Origin of the sequence: Mesorhizobium sp. LNHC209A00, assembly GCF_000502915.1 — a bacterium.
GTDB lineage: Bacteria > Pseudomonadota > Alphaproteobacteria > Rhizobiales > Rhizobiaceae > Mesorhizobium.
Window position 1 is genome coordinate 504,926 of the sequence record NZ_AYWT01000003.1, and the last position, 16,800, is coordinate 521,725.

At 63.1% G+C, this 16,800-nt stretch carries 18 protein-coding genes and 2 pseudogenes; 9 read left to right on the top strand and 11 right to left on the bottom strand.

What is annotated here, in order from left to right:
* Nucleotide 1: 1 nt before the first annotated feature.
* A complete protein-coding gene (locus tag X739_RS155945; RefSeq protein ID WP_023770293.1) occupies nt 2–313 on the top strand; it encodes a DUF6665 family protein in 312 nt (103 codons plus the stop codon).
* A gap of 15 nt (nt 314–328) precedes the next feature.
* Here X739_RS155945 and X739_RS155940 read toward each other — a convergent pair whose 3' ends face one another.
* A complete protein-coding gene (locus X739_RS155940; RefSeq protein WP_023770292.1) occupies nt 329–673 on the bottom strand; it encodes a cupin domain-containing protein in 345 nt (114 codons plus the stop codon).
* A 315-nt stretch (nt 674–988) separates the two neighbouring features.
* Between X739_RS155940 and petA the strand changes: the two genes are divergently transcribed.
* From petA to X739_RS155910, 6 genes are all read left to right on the top strand, one after another.
* Nucleotides 989–1,549: a ubiquinol-cytochrome c reductase iron-sulfur subunit gene (gene petA, locus X739_RS155935; protein ID WP_023770291.1), complete on the top strand. Its 561-nt coding sequence runs from the start codon at nt 989–991 to the stop codon at nt 1,547–1,549.
* 16 nt (nt 1,550–1,565) lie between these two features.
* Entirely contained in the window at nt 1,566–2,867 is a 1,302-nt protein-coding gene (locus X739_RS155930) for a cytochrome b N-terminal domain-containing protein (RefSeq protein ID WP_015316074.1), read from the top strand.
* Between the two features lie 27 nt (nt 2,868–2,894).
* A complete protein-coding gene (locus X739_RS155925; protein WP_023770290.1) occupies nt 2,895–3,767 on the top strand; it encodes a cytochrome c1 in 873 nt (290 codons plus the stop codon).
* A gap of 149 nt (nt 3,768–3,916) precedes the next feature.
* Entirely contained in the window at nt 3,917–4,612 is a 696-nt protein-coding gene (locus X739_RS155920; protein WP_023794100.1) for a phosphatase PAP2 family protein, read from the top strand.
* Nucleotides 4,613–4,789: 177 nt separating this feature from the next.
* A complete protein-coding gene (locus X739_RS155915; RefSeq protein WP_023770288.1) occupies nt 4,790–5,935 on the top strand; it encodes an alpha-hydroxy acid oxidase in 1,146 nt (381 codons plus the stop codon).
* A gap of 94 nt (nt 5,936–6,029) precedes the next feature.
* The gene (locus X739_RS155910; RefSeq protein ID WP_023770287.1) at nt 6,030–6,575 is read left to right on the top strand and encodes an adenine phosphoribosyltransferase; all 546 of its coding nucleotides are present in this window, start codon (nt 6,030–6,032) and stop codon (nt 6,573–6,575) included.
* 168 nt (nt 6,576–6,743) lie between these two features.
* On the opposite strand, the gene X739_RS155905 is transcribed toward X739_RS155910, so the two are convergent.
* The 7 genes from X739_RS155905 to X739_RS155880 all read right to left on the bottom strand — a co-directional run bounded on the left by X739_RS155905 (nt 6,744) and on the right by X739_RS155880 (nt 11,810).
* A complete protein-coding gene (locus X739_RS155905; RefSeq protein WP_023770286.1) occupies nt 6,744–7,202 on the bottom strand; it encodes a MaoC family dehydratase in 459 nt (152 codons plus the stop codon).
* Nucleotides 7,199–7,669, bottom strand: a complete 471-nt coding sequence (locus tag X739_RS155900; protein WP_023770285.1) for a MaoC family dehydratase — start codon at nt 7,667–7,669, stop codon at nt 7,199–7,201. The genes X739_RS155905 and X739_RS155900 overlap by 4 nt, the downstream gene beginning before the upstream one ends.
* 151 nt (nt 7,670–7,820) lie before the next feature.
* Nucleotides 7,821–8,351 carry a solute carrier family 23 protein gene (locus X739_RS01000000165930; protein ID WP_023770284.1) on the bottom strand — a complete coding sequence of 177 codons (531 nt, stop codon included), beginning with the start codon at nt 8,349–8,351 and terminating at the stop codon, nt 7,821–7,823.
* Between the two features lie 180 nt (nt 8,352–8,531).
* Complete coding sequence (gene ychF / locus X739_RS155895) at nt 8,532–9,635, bottom strand: redox-regulated ATPase YchF (protein ID WP_023794106.1); 1,104 nt, start codon at nt 9,633–9,635, stop codon at nt 8,532–8,534.
* Between the two features lie 94 nt (nt 9,636–9,729).
* Nucleotides 9,730–10,485: an aminoacyl-tRNA hydrolase gene (pth, locus tag X739_RS155890; RefSeq protein WP_023770283.1), complete on the bottom strand. Its 756-nt coding sequence runs from the start codon at nt 10,483–10,485 to the stop codon at nt 9,730–9,732.
* A gap of 24 nt (nt 10,486–10,509) precedes the next feature.
* The gene (locus X739_RS155885; RefSeq protein ID WP_023770282.1) at nt 10,510–11,151 is read right to left on the bottom strand and encodes a 50S ribosomal protein L25/general stress protein Ctc; all 642 of its coding nucleotides are present in this window, start codon (nt 11,149–11,151) and stop codon (nt 10,510–10,512) included.
* A gap of 230 nt (nt 11,152–11,381) precedes the next feature.
* Nucleotides 11,382–11,810 (bottom strand): MarR family transcriptional regulator, encoded by a 429-nt coding sequence (locus X739_RS155880; protein WP_023770281.1) that lies wholly within the window; start codon nt 11,808–11,810, stop codon nt 11,382–11,384.
* A 151-nt stretch (nt 11,811–11,961) separates the two neighbouring features.
* On the opposite strand from X739_RS155880, the gene X739_RS155875 reads away from it, so the two are divergent.
* The gene (locus X739_RS155875; RefSeq protein WP_023770280.1) at nt 11,962–12,819 is read left to right on the top strand and encodes an alpha/beta hydrolase; all 858 of its coding nucleotides are present in this window, start codon (nt 11,962–11,964) and stop codon (nt 12,817–12,819) included.
* Between the two features lie 69 nt (nt 12,820–12,888).
* Here the strand turns inward: X739_RS155875 and X739_RS01000000165935 are convergent.
* Nucleotides 12,889–13,868: pseudogene (locus X739_RS01000000165935) on the bottom strand (MFS transporter).
* A gap of 280 nt (nt 13,869–14,148) precedes the next feature.
* On the opposite strand from X739_RS01000000165935, the pseudogene X739_RS01000000165940 reads away from it, so the two are divergent.
* A pseudogene (locus X739_RS01000000165940) lies at nt 14,149–15,049 on the top strand (helix-turn-helix transcriptional regulator).
* Between the two features lie 24 nt (nt 15,050–15,073).
* On the opposite strand, the gene X739_RS155870 reads toward X739_RS01000000165940, so the two are convergent.
* Both X739_RS155870 and X739_RS155865 read right to left on the bottom strand, forming a co-directional pair.
* A complete protein-coding gene (locus tag X739_RS155870; protein ID WP_023770279.1) occupies nt 15,074–16,009 on the bottom strand; it encodes a ribose-phosphate pyrophosphokinase in 936 nt (311 codons plus the stop codon).
* Nucleotides 16,010–16,164: 155 nt separating this feature from the next.
* The gene (locus tag X739_RS155865; protein WP_023770278.1) at nt 16,165–16,800 is read right to left on the bottom strand and encodes a hypothetical protein; all 636 of its coding nucleotides are present in this window, start codon (nt 16,798–16,800) and stop codon (nt 16,165–16,167) included.

Consider the following 16,800-nt stretch of genomic DNA (forward strand, 5'->3'; position numbering starts at 1 on the left):
AATGTCCTTGCGTCCGCCATCCCATCTTGCCGGCACGTCGGCTGCCGACGCGGCCTTCGACGCACTCGGCCATGAAGTACTGGCCGAGAAGGCGGCGGCGCTCGGCCGCGCCGGACAGCGCGTGGAAGAAACCTTGGCCCGGTTGCGCGACAACGGGGACGATGAGTTGCGCCACCGTCTGCTCAAGGATGCTGCCGTGGCCGTTCACGCCTATTTCATCCAGCGCGAACTGTGCGGCCTTCGCAAGCATGACGCCGTCATCCGGGAATACAATATTCCGAAAGCCGTGCTGGTCAGGCTCGGCGCCGCGTAATTCAGTTTTCAGGAATCACTCCAGCCACTCGGTGATGAAGCTGCCGTTTTCGTGAATATCGGTCGTTTCCAGCGGACCCGGACCGAGATTGGTGAATTTGTGCGGCGTGTTGGGCGGCACGATCAGGATCTGTCCCGCCGAAGCCTCGATTTCCTGGTCGCCGACCGTGAAGAGGCCGGTTCCCTGGCGGATGATGAAGATCTCCGCATAGGGATGGGCGTGCAGCGGCGGGCCGCCGCCGACGTCGGGCAAGTGATTGAAGATCAGGCAGGAGTTTGAGCCGTAGGCACCGCACTGCAGTTCGCCCTTCCAGTGGTCGGAACGAACAGCCCATTGCTCGCGATCGATGACGTGCGCCATGCGAAGGAGGATAGATCACACCGGCGCCCTGTGTCGAGGCAAGCTGGAGCCTGGGATTTTGCTGATATTTCCCGGTTGTTTAGCCGCCTGTTGCAGCCATTCGCCGTCCCGCCGGATACTAGGGGATTTTGTCCCCGCGACAATCTGCCCTTGTGCCTTCACCCGTCTGGACAAAAACGGGCTTCACGCATAAACCGAAGTCCAAATGCCGGAGGAATTCGCTAGCCTGTTCGCCATGCGCTGTCGGGTTGGCGTGATTGAGCGGGGAACAAGGCTCGGCCCCCGGCGCGGAAGAGGCGAAAGGATCAGGCACCCGTGAGCGCAACCGACATCCACGATCCCAATCGTCGAGATTTTCTCTATGTCGCCACCGGCATGGCCGCGGTGGTCGGCGCCGGTGCCGTGGCCTGGCCGTTCATCGACCAGATGCGCCCCGACGCCTCGACGCTGGCGCTCGCTTCGGTCGAGGTCGACGTCTCCTCGCTGACGCCTGGAAGCTCGCTGATCGTCAAGTGGCGCGGCAAGCCGGTCGTGGTGCGCAACCGCACCGAGAAGGAAATGAAAGACGGCGAGGCCGTCAGCCTCTCCGATCTCAAGGATCCGATCGCCCGCAACGCCAATTTGGCGTCCGATGCGCCGGCGACCGACGCCAACCGCACCACGCCCGGCAAGGAGGCCTGGATGGTCATGGTTCAGGTTTGCACCCATCTGGGCTGCATCCCGCTCGGCCAGGAAGGCGATTTCGGCGGCTGGTTCTGCCCGTGCCACGGCTCGCAATACGACACGGCCGGCCGCATCCGCAAAGGCCCGGCGCCCGAGAACATGGCGATTCCGGTATTCAAATTCATTTCCGACACCAAACTCCTTATCGGTTGAGGCAGGGGATATTTCGATGAGCGAGGGACACTCGACCTACACGCCGAAGACCGGTATCGAACGCTGGTTCGACGCCCGCATGCCGCTGCCCAGGATGGTCTATGACAGCTTCATCGCCTATCCGGTGCCGCGCAACCTGAACTATATGTGGACCTTCGGCGGCATCCTGGCGATCATGCTGGTGGCGCAGATCCTGACCGGCATCGTGCTGGCCATGCACTATACGGCCGACACCAATCTCGCCTTCGGTTCGGTCGAAAAGATCATGCGCGACGTGAATTCCGGATGGCTGCTGCGCTACATGCACGCCAACGGCGCCTCGTTCTTCTTCATCGCCGTCTACCTGCACATCTTCCGCGGTCTTTATTACGGCTCCTACAAGGCGCCGCGCGAGCTGCTGTGGATCCTCGGCTGCATCATCTACCTGCTGATGATGGCGACCGGTTTCATGGGCTATGTGCTGCCATGGGGGCAGATGAGCTTCTGGGGCGCCACTGTCATCACCGGCTTCTTCAGCGCCATTCCGCTGGTTGGCGACTGGATCCAGCAGCTCCTGCTCGGAGGCTTCGCCGTCGACAATCCGACGCTGAACCGCTTCTTCGCGCTGCATTACCTGCTGCCGTTCATGATTGCAGGCGTCGTCGTGCTGCATGTCTGGGCGCTGCACGTCGTCGGCCAGTCGAACCCTACCGGCATCGAGGTCAAGTCGAAGACAGATACCGTGGCCTTCACGCCCTACGCGACCATCAAGGACGCGTTCGGCATGATCGTATTCCTGTTCGTCTTCGCCTACTTCGTCTTCTACCTGCCGAACTATCTCGGCCATCCGGACAACTACACGGTCGCCAACCCGCTTAAGACGCCGGCCCATATCGTCCCGGAATGGTACTTCCTGCCGTTCTACGCGATCCTGCGCGCCATCACCTTCAACATCGGGCCGATCAATTCCAAGCTCGGCGGCGTGCTGTGCATGTTCGGCGCCATCGTCATGCTGTTCCTGGTGCCGTGGCTCGACACCTCCAAGGTGCGCTCGGCGGTCTACCGGCCCTGGTACAAGCTGTTTTTCTGGCTGTTCGTGGCCGATGCCATCCTGCTGGGCTGGCTGGGCTCGCAGCCGGCGGAAGGCAGCTATGTGTTCATGGCGCAGATGGCGACGCTGTTCTACTTCGCCTTCTTCCTGATCGCGCTGCCGGTGCTCGGCTTGATCGAGACACCCCGCAGGCTGCCGAACTCGATCACTGAGGCGGTGCTCGAAAAGAACAAGGGTGGCAGCGGGCATCCGGCGGGCGCCACGGCAGCACCTGAGACCAAGGGCTGAGCGGTAGAGAATCTAAGGGGATTTGGCATGAAAAAGATTCTCACCTCGCTTGCGCTGATCGGCCTCGTGGCCGCCTGCACCGGAGTTGCAGGCACGTGGGCGTTCGCGGCCGAAGAGGCGCATAACGCGGCGGCGCCGACGCATTTCCCGATCAACGAGCCGAAGGAAATAAGCTGGAGCTTCACCGGCCCGTTCGGCACCTATGACAAGGCGCAGCTGCAGCGCGGGCTGAAGGTCTACAAGGAAGTCTGCTCGGCCTGCCATTCGATGAACCTGGTGGCGTTCCGCACGCTTTCGGACCTCGGCTACAGCGACGCGCAGATCAAGACGCTGTCAGCCGAATACACGATCCATGACGGCCCCAACGATGCCGGCGACATGTTCGACCGTCCCGGCAAGCCGTCCGACCATTTCCCGGCACCATTCGCCAATGAGGAAGCCGCCGCTGCCTCCAATGGTGGTGCGGCGCCGCCGGATATGTCGTTGCTGGCCAAGGCGCGCGGCGTCGAGCGCGGCTTCCCGCAGTTCGTTTTCGATATCTTCACCCAGTATGATGCGGGTGGTCCCGACTACATCCATTCGCTCTTGACCGGCTACGACCAGACGCCGCCCGCCGGCATGGTCATCCCCGAAGGCACGCACTACAACCCGTACTTCATGTCCGGCGTGTCGCTGAAGATGCCCAAGCCGCTCTCCGACGGCCAGGTCACCTATGACGACGGTTCGCCGCAGACCATCGACCAGTATTCCCGCGACGTGGCTGCCTTCCTGACATGGGCTGCCGAGCCGCACATGGAAGACCGCAAGAAGATGGGCTTCCGCGTGCTGGTGTTCCTGCTTCTGTTCGGCGCCCTGGTCTACCTAACCAAGCGCAAGGTGTGGGAAGCCGTCGCGCACTAAGCGATGCCGCATTCTGGAATTCGCAAAAGGGCGCCGCGAGGTGCCCTTTCTGCTTTTTGAGTGGATTGCGCCCTCCACGTCGCGGCGGTGTCACATGGCCGTCACCACACATCGCGATCCTGCGGCGCTCTCATCAAAGGATCACGCCCATGAAAAGATACGCATCGCTTGCGGCAGGCCTGCTGCTGCTCGTCGTTGGTTCCACGGCCCGCGCCGAAGACGCAAAACCATTCATCACGAACAAGGATGTCGACCTGACGATGATCCTGCCGCCGCCGCCGGCCAATGATTCGGCTGAGACCAAGGCCGAGCTTGGCGAGGTGCTGACCGTGCAGGTCACGCGCACGCCCGAGATGGAAGCCCGCGCCATCGCCGACGCCGAGGAAAACGTCTGGCGTTTCGCCGATGTCATGGGACCGAATTTCAACAAGGACAAGCTGCCGAAATTCTGCGCCTTCTTCGATCGCGTGGTGGAGACCGAAGGCGCCGTCGTCGATCCGGCCAAGGATGTCTGGAAGCGCCCGCGTCCGCACCAGCTCAGCGATCTCGTCAAGCCGGTGGTCAAGCTGTCGAGCTCCGGTTCCTGGCCGTCCGGCCATGCGACCGTCGGCACGATGATGGGCATCATCCTGTCCGACATGGTTCCGGAAAGGCGTGCTGAGATCATGGCGCGCGCGGCCGAGTTCGGCCACAACCGCATCGTCGGCGGTATACACTATCCGTCCGACGTCGAGATGGGCAAGATTTCCGGCAGCGTCATCGCCGCCGGCCTGCTCAACCGGGATGACTTCAAGGCCGAATACGACGTGGCCAGGGCGGAGCTTCGTTCCGATCTCGGCATGTAGCGTTCCGCGGGAAATCGGCTGTAACGGAAGGGGCGCTCGATGCGCCCCTTTTTCATGCGGACTGCCTCCGCTGGGCGCGCGAGCCGCAATTAGCCCGTTGGCATGGGGGCACCGGATTGATATTCGACGCCTGAACGGCGGCGAGGCCCGTCCCGATACAGTGTTTGGAATTCTATGATGCGGCTGCAGGACTGTCATAACTTTTCCGATTTCCGCCGCATGGCGCAGCGCCGCCTGCCGGGGCCGATCTTCAATTATATCGACGGCGCGGCGGACGATGAAGTCACCTATCGCCGCAACACGGAAGCCTTCGAGCGTTGCGACCTGGTCCCGAACGTCCTGCGGGGCGTGAGCGAGGTCGACATGTCGGTGACGGTGATGGGCCAGAAGCTGGCGATGCCGTTCTATTGCTCGCCGACCGCCTTGCAGCGACTGTTTCACCATCAGGGCGAGCGGGCCGTCGCCAAGGCGGCGGCCAAATATGGCACCATGTTCGGCGTCTCCTCGCTCGGCACCGTCAGCCTCGAGGAGGCGCGGGCAATCAGCAGCAGCCCTCAAGTCTACCAGTTCTATTTCCATCGCGATCGTGGTCTCAACCGGGCGATGATGCAACGCGCCAGGGATATCGGCGTCGAGGTGATGATGCTGACCGTCGACAGCATCACGGGCGGCAACCGCGAGCGTGACAAGCGCACCGGCTTTGCCATCCCCTTCAAGCTCAACCTTGCCGGGATGATGCAGTTCGCACTCAAGCCGGCCTGGGCGATCAACTACTTTACCCATGAGGGGTTCAAGCTGCCGCAGCTCGACGAGCATGTCGACATGGGTGGCGGCACCATGTCGATCAGCCGCTACTTCACCGAGATGCTCGATCCGTCGATGACATGGGACGACGTCGCCGAGATGGTCAAGCTGTGGCCGGGGCCGTTCTGCCTCAAGGGCATCATGTCGGTGGAAGATGCCAAACGCGCCGTCGAGATCGGCTGCAAGGGCATCATCCTGTCGAACCATGGCGGGCGCCAACTGGATGGCTCGCGGGCGGCCTTCGACCAGCTTGCCGAGATCGTCGATGCCGTCGGCGATCGGATCGACGTGGTCATGGATGGCGGCGTGCAGCGTGGCACGCATGTGCTGAAGGCGCTGTCGCTCGGCGCCAAGGCGGTCGGTGTCGGGCGCTACTACCTGTTCCCGCTGGCGGCGGCCGGACAGGCGGGCGTCGAACGGGCACTTGAACAGATGCGCATCGAGATCGAACGCGGCATGAAGCTGATGGGCTGCACCTCGATAGAACAATTGACGCGCCAAAATCTCCGTTTCAGATAGTCTTCTGGGAAGCTGGCCGATGTCCGGCCATCGACAAGGCAGTTGGTCTGGCTCTTCGCGGCAAGACAGCAGACGCAAGCGTGGAGCGCAAACCATGAAATCCTCTCTCGAAGACACGCTGCTGGCATCGATCCGTACCATCCCGGACTATCCCAAGCCCGGCATCCTGTTTCGCGACATCACCACGCTGCTCGGCAATGCGCGCGCCTTCCGACGCGCCATCGACGAGCTCGTGCATCCCTATGCCGGGCAGAAGATCGACAAGATCGCCGGCATCGAAGCGCGCGGCTTCATCCTGGGCGGCGCCGTCGCCCACCAGCTCTCGGCCGGATTCGTGCCGATCCGCAAGAAGGGCAAGCTGCCTTATGAGACCGTGCGCGTCGCCTACAGCCTGGAATACGGGTTGGACGAGATGGAGATGCACAAGGACGGCGTCGCGCCCGGCGAGAAGGTGATCCTGGTCGACGATCTGATCGCCACCGGCGGCACGGCGGAGGCGGCGGTCAAGCTGCTGCGCCAGATCGGCGCCGACATTCTCGCCGCCTGTTTCGTCATCGACCTGCCGGATTTGGGCGGGCGCGCCAAGCTCGAAGCGCTCGGCGTGCCGGTGCGAACGCTGATCGGGTTCGAGGGGGTTTGAGACCGGTTTGCCGAAGCAAATTGAAAGGTCCAGTGGACCTTTCAAAGGGCTCGAACGCCCGGAGCGATGGCGAAGAGCCGGGAGGCAACGCGAGAACACCATCGCCGGCGCCGCCCCTCATCCGCCCTTCGGGCACCTTCTCCCCGTAAACGGGGAGAAGGAAGAAACCTACTCCACCTTCACCAGCACCGCGCTTTCGAACTCCAGCACCTTGCCGCCGGTCGAATCGGTGGCCTCGCAGAGCAGCGCCAGCAACCGCCAGCCGGGGCGGGACGCGACGGGGCGATGGGACAGCGCCGTGCGCGTGAAGGTGATGGTTTGCCCGGCAAAGACGGGCTTCAGCCACTTCAGGTTTTTGAATCCGGGCGAGGGGCCGAATTCGGGCACCGGGCCATCCCAGCCTTCGGCGTCCAGGCGGGTTTCCAGGTTCAGCTTCATCCAGGTGGCGGCGGTATGCCAGCCGGAGGCGCAGAGGCCGCCGAGCACGCTCTTCTTCGCGGCCTCTTCGTCGATGTGAAAGATCTGCGGGTCGTATTTGCGGGCGAACGCCTTGATCGCCTCGGGCTCGAATCTGTGCGAGCCCAGCGTCACCGTGGTGCCGATGCGGAAGAATTCATCCAGTGTCATGGGAAGTTCCCCCCGACATCGCGCGTCAGGAACATGACTGAGTTCTCGAGCTCGAAGACGCTTTCGCCGCGTTGGTTGACCAGTTCGCTGCGCATGGTCACGAAGCCGAGTTGCGGCTTCGATTTCGACAAGCGCCTGGCCACAACCACCAGACTGCCCCGCAGCGTATCACCGGCGAGCACCGGCTTCTTCCATTTGACCTGATCGACTCCTGGTGCGCCCTGGCAGGTGGAGTCCAGCAGGAAGGCATCGCACAGCATGCGCATGAACATGGCGCAGGTGTGCCAGCCCGAGGCCGACAGGCCGCCCAGGATGCTGGCCTTGCCGGCCGCCTCGTCGAGGTGCATCGGCTGGGCGTCGAACTCGCTGGCGAACTCGATGATTTCGGCCGCGCTCACCTGTTTGGTGCCGAGATCGAACGAGGCACCCTCGACGAAGTCCTCATAGGCCCATGTCTTGCCGGTCATGGTCTGGCATCCCTGCAGAACGCGCGATCCGCATGGATCGGCGAACCCGGATGCAGGGAGCGCGCGATTTGGTCAAGTCCTTTCTGGTGAGCCAGCCGGCGCGATCGGGCCCGCGGCGGCCGTAGGGGCCAGCCGCGGCGCCTCCGATCGCCTAACGGGCGTTCGGCAGGATCTGGTGCAGGACGATCGCCCAGACGGCGCCGAAGGCGATGGATGAGCCCAGAATGTACTGCACGATATCGGGCAGCGTCTTGACGAAATCCGGCGGTACCAGCGTGGCGAACAGCGCCATCAGGATGGGCAGGCCGATGACCAGCATGTTGCGTTCGGTCAGCGGCGTCGCGCGCACCACCCGAAAACCGTTCATGGCGATGATGACGCACAGCACACCGAAGACGCCGCCGATGACCGGCCCGGGGATTGAGGCGATGACCGCCGAAAGCTTGCCGACCAGCCCGAACAGCACCAGGAAGATGCCGGCCGCTCCAAAGGCGGCACGGCTGGCGATGCCGGTGATGGCGATGATACCAGCGTTCGACGAATAGCCGGTGACCGGCGTGCTGCACAGCAGCGCGCTGATCAGACAGCCAAAGCCTTCGCCCGTGGCGCCGGCAGTTTTCGTGTCGGATACGAATTCGACGCGCTGCTGATCGACACCAAAGCGAGCGCCTCGAACATCCATGTCAACGCCGCCAACGATGCGCTCGACGACGTCTTTCAGAAGATCGTGCTCAATGCGGTACGGTCCAATATTGCCAAGGTGTGGGTGAATGGTCGGATGGTGGCCGGTAGCTGAACCGGCTTGTGGCCGCACAGAGAGAGCGAACTTCACGGCACCGTGGACAGCGCGATTTCCGTCACATCAGGTGTTGAATTTGAACAGCATGACGTCGCCGTCCTGGACGACGTACTCCTTGCCTTCGTCGCGTGCCTTGCCGGCTTCCTTGGCGGCCACTTCGCCGCCGAGCGTGACGAAATCGTTGTAGGCGATGGTCTGGGCGCGGATGAAGCCGCGCTCGAAATCGGTGTGGATGACGCCGGCGGCCTGCGGGGCCTTGTCGCCCTTGTGGATGGTCCAGGCGCGCGTTTCCTTCGGACCGGCGGTGAAATAGGTGATCAGATGCAACAGGTCGTAGCCGGCGCGGATGACCTTGTTGAGGCCCGGCTCGTCTAACCCAAGCGAGGACAGGAATTCCATCTCTTCCTCGTCCGAGAGCTGGGCGACTTCGGCCTCGATCGCGGCCGAGATCACCACTATGCCGGCGCCTTGCGCGGTGGCCATCTTTTCCACCGCGTTGGTGTGCTCGTTGCCGGTCGCGGCATCGGCCTCGGCGACGTTGCAGACATAGAGCACGGGATGCGAGGTCAGGAGGTTCAGCCCCTGAAGGATGCGCAGGTCCTCCGCCGAAATGCCCTTGAGCAGGATGCGGGTCGGGCGGCCCTCCTGCAGCAGCTCGAGCGCGGCCTCCATCATCGGCAGTACGGTCGTCGCTTCCTTGTCCTTGCTGGCGGCGCGCTTGCGGAACTGGACGATGCGGCGCTCGAGGCTGTCGAGGTCGGCGAGCATCAGCTCGGTCTCGACCGTCTCGGCGTCGGCGACGGGGTCGATGCGGCCCTCGACATGGGTGATGTCGTCATCCTCGAAGCAGCGCAGCACATGCACGATGGCGTCGACCTCGCGGATGTTGGCGAGGAACTGGTTGCCCAGGCCTTCGCCCTTGGAGGCGCCGCGCACCAGGCCGGCGATGTCGACGAAGGAGATCCGGGTCGGGATAATCTCCTTCGACTTGGCGATTTCGGCGATCTTCCGCAGGCGCGGATCGGGCACCGCCACCTCGCCGGTGTTCGGTTCGATGGTGCAGAAGGGATAGTTGGCGGCCTGCGCGGCGGCCGTCCTCGTCAGCGCGTTGAAGAGCGTCGACTTGCCGACGTTGGGCAAGCCAACGATGCCGCATTTGAAACCCATTTTATCAAGTCCTCGGGAAAAGCGAAATTTGATGAGGCTATGGGCGATAGGGGTTGGGAACGTCAAGCCCCGTGACGCCGCATGAGGCTACGCCTCAGTCCTTGTTGCCGAAGAGTTTCTTCAGCATGGCGGCCATCGGGCCGCTTTCCGGCAGCTTGGCGACCGGCTGCTGAGGGCGGGCCTGGCGGACATGACTTTGTTGTTTTGGGCTTTGCTGTTTCGGGCTCGACTGCTTCCGCGCCGGGTTTTCCGGTTCTGCGCCCGTCTTGCCCTGGACGGCGAGGGCGGCCTTGTTCATGAAACCGGATTCGTCGCCCTTGACGAGCATAGCCGCATTGTCGGCGATCGCGTCGAGCAGCGGGTCGAGCCAGTCGCGGTCGGCCTTGGCGAAATCGCCCAGCACATGATGCTGGACCATTTCCTTGACGCCGGGATGGCCGACGCCGATGCGCACGCGGCGATACGCATTGCCGACATGGCCGTCGATCGAGCGGATGCCGTTATGGCCGCCGGCCCCACCGCCGGTCTTGATGCGCAGCTTGCCTTCGGCAAGGTCGATCTCGTCATAGAAGACGGTGAGGGCGGAAAGATCGAGCTTGTAGAAGCGCAGCGCTTCGCCGACCGACTGGCCGGACAGGTTCATGAAGGTCCGCGGCTTGATCAGGATGATCTTTTCGCCACCGAGCGTGCCTTCGGAAACCAGGCCCTGGAACTTCTTCGACCAGGGCGAAAAGGAATGGCGGCGGGCGATAGCGTCCGCCGCCATGAAGCCGACATTGTGTCGGTTTTCAGCGTATTTCGCGCCCGGATTGCCGAGGCCGGCAAAGACAAGCGCTGTCTTTTCTGGCATCGTCGCCTCCGGGCGTGAAAAGAGTTACTTCTCTTCGGCGGCGGGAGCCGCTTCGGGAGCCGCGGCCTCAGCTGTCTCTTCCGTCTCCGGCTTCATCGCCGACGAACCGGCAACGGTCGCGATGGTGAAGTCGCGGTCGGAGATGACCGGCTTGACGCCGGCCGGCAACTTGACCGCCGAGATGTGGATCGAATCGCCGATGTCGGCGCCGGTGAGATCGACGGTGATGAATTCCGGGATCGCATTGGCCGGGCAGTGGAACTCGACTTCGTGACGCACGATGTTGAGCACGCCGCCGCGCTTGATACCGGGCGACTTGTCTTCATTGATGAAGTGCACGGGAACATCGACGTTGACTTCGGTGTCCTTGCCGATGCGCAAGAAGTCGACATGGACAGGGAAATCCTTGACCGGGTCGAGCTGGAAGTCCTTCGGCAGGACCTGGATCTTCTTGCCGTCGACATCGATCGTGGCGATCGTGGTCAGGAACCCGCCGCCATGGATCTTGTAGTAGATGTCCTTGTAGGTGAGCGCGATCGCCAGGGGAGGCTGTCTGTCACCATAAATTACCGCAGGCACTTTACCGTTGCGGCGAACTGCACGGGCGGACCCCTTACCGACCTGTTCGCGCGCTTCGGCCTTGAGCTCGTAAGTATCGTGGCTCATGGCTTTTCCTTTTCGCGTGTTATGGAGCGCCTACGGTTGGCAATGTGCCAGGCCGTAAACGTCGAAAGCCGCCAGACCTCGATGTCCGAATGCCGGAAACCGCAGCGAGCGGATCTTTGTTCGGGACCACAAGGGGAAGGCAGCCTTCCGCCGCGTTGCCTCCAAGGGTGTCTACGCGGGTGGCGGCTCTATAGCGGAAGGCGGGCAGGCGTGCAAGCGGCGGTGGGAAGCTACCGGTCGCCGCTCAACGCATCGCGCAACGCCTGGACCTGCCGGTTCAGCCTGTCCAGTTCGGCCAGCGTCATGCCCGAGCGTTCGACCAGGGTCTCGTTCAAGCAGTTGCACTGGACGAGCAGCTTGCGGCCGGCCGGTGTCAGGTCGACCTGGACCTGCCGCTCGTCGGTCTGGCTGCGCTGGCGGGTAACCAGGCCGGCCTGCTCCATCCGCTTTACCAGCGGCGTGACCGTGCTCGATTCCAGGGCGAGCCTGTGCGCGATCGTGCCGATAGACATGCCGTCGGCCTCGCCCAGCGCGTTGAGTACGAGATATTGCGGATAGGTGATCCCCATCTTGTCCAACATCGGCTTGTAGGTGCGATTGATTGCCATGCTGGTGGCGTAGAGCGTGAAGCAGAGCTGATTGTCCAGCGGGAGAGGCACGGTGGATTCCTTTGCCGATTAAGTGCTCGCATTATGTACCACGAAAAAAAATATCGCGATACATATTTCTATGGACAAGAACCTCGATCTGGGTTAACGACATTGATATCGCGATATTGTTTATCGCGACAGAAATCAGATGGAGATTGAGATGACCTCGCAGACCAAACCAGGCTCAGGCAGCGGCACGATCACCACCAAGGACGGCACGCAGATATATTACAAGGACTGGGGAACCGGTCAGCCCATTGTGTTCCATCACGGCTGGCCGCTGAGCAGCGATGACTGGGATGCGCAGATGCTGTTCTTCCTGGGCCAAGGCTACCGCGTCATCGCCCATGACCGTCGCGGCCACGGCCGTTCGACGCAGACGGATATCGGCAACGAGATGGACACCTATGCAGCCGATGTGGCTGAACTTGTCGCCCATCTCGACCTCAGCGACGCCATCCATGTCGGCCATTCGACGGGTGGCGGCGAGGTGGCGCGCTATGTCGCCCAGTATGGGGCGGGCGGCCGTGTCGCCAAGGCAGCGTTGCTCGGCGCGGTGCCGCCGATCATGCTAAAGACCCCAGCCAATCCCGGCGGCCTGCCGATCGAGGTCTTCGACGGGTTCCGCTCGGGCGTGGCCGCCAACCGCGCGCAGCTTTACGTGGATGTTCCCGCTGGCCCGTTCTACGGGTTCAACCGTCCGGGCGCCGTGGTCTCGCAGGGCGTTATCGACAACTGGTACCGCCAGGGCATGATGGGCGGCACCAAGGCGCATTACGACTGCATCAAGGCCTTCTCGGAGACCGACTTCACCGAAGATCTCAAGACGATCGACGTGCCGGTGCTGGTCATGCATGGCGACGACGACCAGATCGTTCCCATTGCTGACTCGGCGCTGCTGAGCATCAAGCTGCTCAAGAAGGGCGAGCTCAAGGTCTATAAAGGCTTTCCGCACGGCATGGCCACGACCCACGCCGACATCATCAACGCCGACCTTCTGGCCTTCTTCAAGGCCTGAAGCCCTCCCACCGGAATGGCAAAAGACACCCGCCATATGGCGGGTGCCTTTTGCCGGGATACAGATGATTCAAGCGGCGGCCTGCGCCTTGCGCGCGTCCCTCATGTTGGGCAGGAACACCGTCAGCAGCCCCAGGAACGGCAGGTACGAGCAGATCTGGAAGACGAAGTCGATGCCTTTCATGTCGGCGACGACACCAAGCACCGCGGCCGCGATGCCGCCCACTCCGAAGGCGAAACCGAAGAAGATGCCGGCGATCGTGCCGACGCGGCCCGGCACCAGTTCCTGCGCGAAGACGACGATGTTGGAGAAGGCCGACGAGAGGATGAGGCCGATCAGCACGGTCAGCACCATCGTCCATTCCATATTGGCGTAAGGCAGCGCCAGCGTGAAGGGCAGGACGCCGACGATCGAAAACCAGATCATCGCCTTTTGTCCATAGCGGTCGCCGAACGGACCGCCGAGCAGGATGCCCAACGCCGAAGAGCCGAGGAATAGGAACAGCATGACCTGCGACATCTGCACCGAAACGCCGAACTTATGGATGGAATAGAAGGTGTAGTAGCTGGCCAGGCTGGCGATGTAGGCGTTCTTGGTCAGCACCAGCAAGGTCAGTACCGCCAGGGCCCACATCACCTTGCGGCGTGGGAAGGGCGACACGAAGCTTGCCGCCTTGCGATTGCCTTGCGCGGCGCGCAGGCGGCTGTACCAGCCACCGACCTGCCACAGGATGACGATGCCGATCAGCGAGCCGACGGCGAACCAGGCGATGCTGGTCTGGCCGAAGGGCACGACGATGAAGGCNCCGAACCGATGCCGATCAGCGATGCGCCGATCAGCAGCAGGTAGTAGTGCCCGGCATAAGCCAGCACGACCAGGCCGATCAGCGAGGATGCCATGCCCCAGGGCAGCGAGTAAGGCATCGGCCGCTTGTCGGTGACCGCGCCGATGATCGGCTGCAGCAGGGATGCCGTTACCTGGAAGGTGAAGGTCAACAGCCCGATCTGCCAGAAGTCGAGGCCGTAATTGTCTTTCAGAAGCGGATAGATGGCCGATAGCAGCGACTGCATGATGTCGTTGATGGAGTGGCAGAGGCTCACCGCCAGGATGACGGTGAAGGCCGTCGCCTGGGCTGACGCGTGACTGGCGGTCGCAGGCGGCGCGACCCTGGTGGCTGTCGTATCGGTCAAGATAGGCTCCGTAGTCTTTTTGGCGGGTCGTTCCCACAGGCGACGTGGCGGGCGCTTCCCGCAGGCAGCCTTATAGTCCGGTTGCCAGGCGACTTCTTTCGTGGTTTGGTCCAATAGTTTCGCAAGTGGGCCATACCGAATGCCAAAAACCAGGGAAATTTTCGGCGCCGGCCACACCGACCTCGAGCAATTGCACGGGCTGCGCTGGCAGTGGCTCGAGCAGGCGGTCGGGCCGGCGGTGGTGTTGCCGACCGAATATCCGGATGGCTACCACGTGCCTCACCACCACCACAGCCGCAGCCAGTTGCTGCATGCGCTGGTCGGCGTCGTGCTGGTGACGACGCGGCATGGGCGCTGGATGGTGCCGCCGGACCATGCGATGTGGATTCCGGCCGGCATCGAACATTCCGTCGAGATGCTCGGCGACGTCTCGATGCGCTCGGTCTATGTCATGCCGAAGGCGATTCCAGGCTTGCCGGAGGGCATGCGCGTCGTCGGCGTCACCGACCTGATGCACAGTCTTATCGTGGAATCCGAGAAGCTGCCGCAAGGCGGCGAACTGGAAGGGCGCGGTGGCCTGATCATGAACCTGCTCCTGCACGAGATCCCGCAATTGCCGGAGCGGCCGCTCGGCCTGCCGTTCCCGTCGGATCCCAAACTGGCGGCGCTCTGCCGGCGTTTCGTCGCCGCACCCTCACCGCATGCGACGATCGATGAATGGGCCGATACCGTCGGCATGAGCCGGCGCTCCTTCACGCGCGCCTTCCAGCGGCAGACCGGCCTGTCCCTGTCGACATGGCGCCAGCAGGCCTGCCTGTTCGCGGCGCTGCCGAGGCTCGCCGATGGCGAGNGAGCCGATCACGCGGGTGGCGCTCGATCTCGGCTATGACAGCGTGCCGGCCTTCATCACGATGTTCAAGCGCATGCTCGGCTCCTCGCCGCGCGGCTATATGCGCGGCGCGCGTGATGCCGGCGAAGGCATGCGCCGAGCCCCGGCCCGGTTGGAGGCGCCGACGCCATCGGCCGTGCCGCGGGAGTAGCCCGGCCGCAGGGGTAACTGGATTTCAGTCGAACAGGCTCGAGACCGATTCCTCGGTCGCTGTGCGCGAAATGGCTTCGCCCATCAGGTCGGCGATCGAAATGACGCGGATGTTGGGCGCGTCGAGCACGCCTTGCGTGGGCTGGATGGAATCGGTGATCACCAGTTCCTGCAGCTTCGAGCTGCTGATGCGAGCGACCGCGCCGCCCGACAGCACGCCGTGGGTGATATAGGCGGTGACGCTGGTCGCGCCGTTGGCCAGCAGCGCGTCGGCGGCGTTGCACAGCGTGCCGCCGGAATCGACGATGTCGTCGATCAAAAGACAATCCTTGCCGGCGACCGCGCCGATGATGTTCATGACTTCCGATTCGCCGGGACGCTCACGGCGCTTATCGACAATGGCGAGTTGCGCGTCGAAGCGCTTGGCAAGCGCACGCGCACGCACCACGCCACCAATATCGGGCGACACGACGACGACATTGCCGAGTTGCTTGTACTTCGCCTTGACGTCGCGGGCCATCACCGGCACCGAGAACAGATTGTCGGTGGGGATGTCGAAAAAGCCCTGGATCTGGCCGGCATGGAGATCCAGCGTCAAAACCCGGTCGACACCTGCACGGGTGATCATGTTGGCGACCAGCTTGGCAGAAATCGGCGTGCGCCCGGAAGCGCGGCGATCCTGCCTGGCGTAGCCGAAATAGGGAATAACCGCCGTGATGCGCTTGGCCGATGAGCGCATGAAGGCGTCGATCATGATGAGCAGTTCCATCAAGTGATCGTTGGTCGGGAACGAGGTCGACTGCAGGATGAACACATCCTCGCCGCGCACATTTTCCTGGATCTCGACGAAGATTTCCTGGTCGGCGAAGCGCCTGACACTGGCCTTGCCCAGCGGGACGTTGAGATAGCGGGCGACCGCTTCGGCCAGCACCCTGTTGGAATTGCCCGCGAAGAGTTTCATGCACCGTTCCTGGTGGAGGACGGAGAGGCCTGACGGACTCTCCCGCACCTTTTAACCGGGCTTTTAGCGGCCCGCGCGGCTATTGCAAGCGCCGACATCGTGAATCCGCCGGCTAAGCCTAAGAAAGCTGTTCGCCATCACCGGCTGGCAACACCTCAGCTCCCCTTGCCGCTGAGAAAGGCCGCAAATTGATCGATCGTCTGGTCGGCGATCGCCCGCATGGTGGCTGGCGAGACCGACTTCCAGCTGTCGGCGCCCGCGCTGTCGCCGGAACCGGCGGAAGGCGCTTTCATCTGGCCGTTGATGCGGTGCAGCCGGTTGCCGGAGGGGTCGTAGACATCCCAGACATAGATGACCGTGGTGTCCTTGCCCTCCGTCATCGCCGAGAAGTAGCCCTTGAGCACATGGGTCGCGGTCTGGTCCTGGCTGCCGGCCAGCGTGATGCCGCGCTGCCTGGCGCGTGTCTGCAGTTCCGCCGTCAGCGGCGTGGCGGCTTCCACCGAAGCGCCGACGATCGGCGCGATCTGCAGTCGGGTCTTCGACAGGATGGCGGCGGCCTGGGCCGAAGTGACGGGCGCGGGCGCACCCGCTGTCGTGGTGGCCGTCGCGGCCGTGGATGGCGCCGGGGCGGGAACGGTGGCAGCAGCGCTGCCTTGCGTGGCCGGTGCGGGCTGCGCCGATGCGGCCGGCGGGGTGATGGCGGAAGGTTCGAGGACGTCCTTTGCGTTGGTGCAGGCGGTCAAAGCCAATGCCACAAGCAATGACACGGTCGTCACATGCGATCGTCTCAT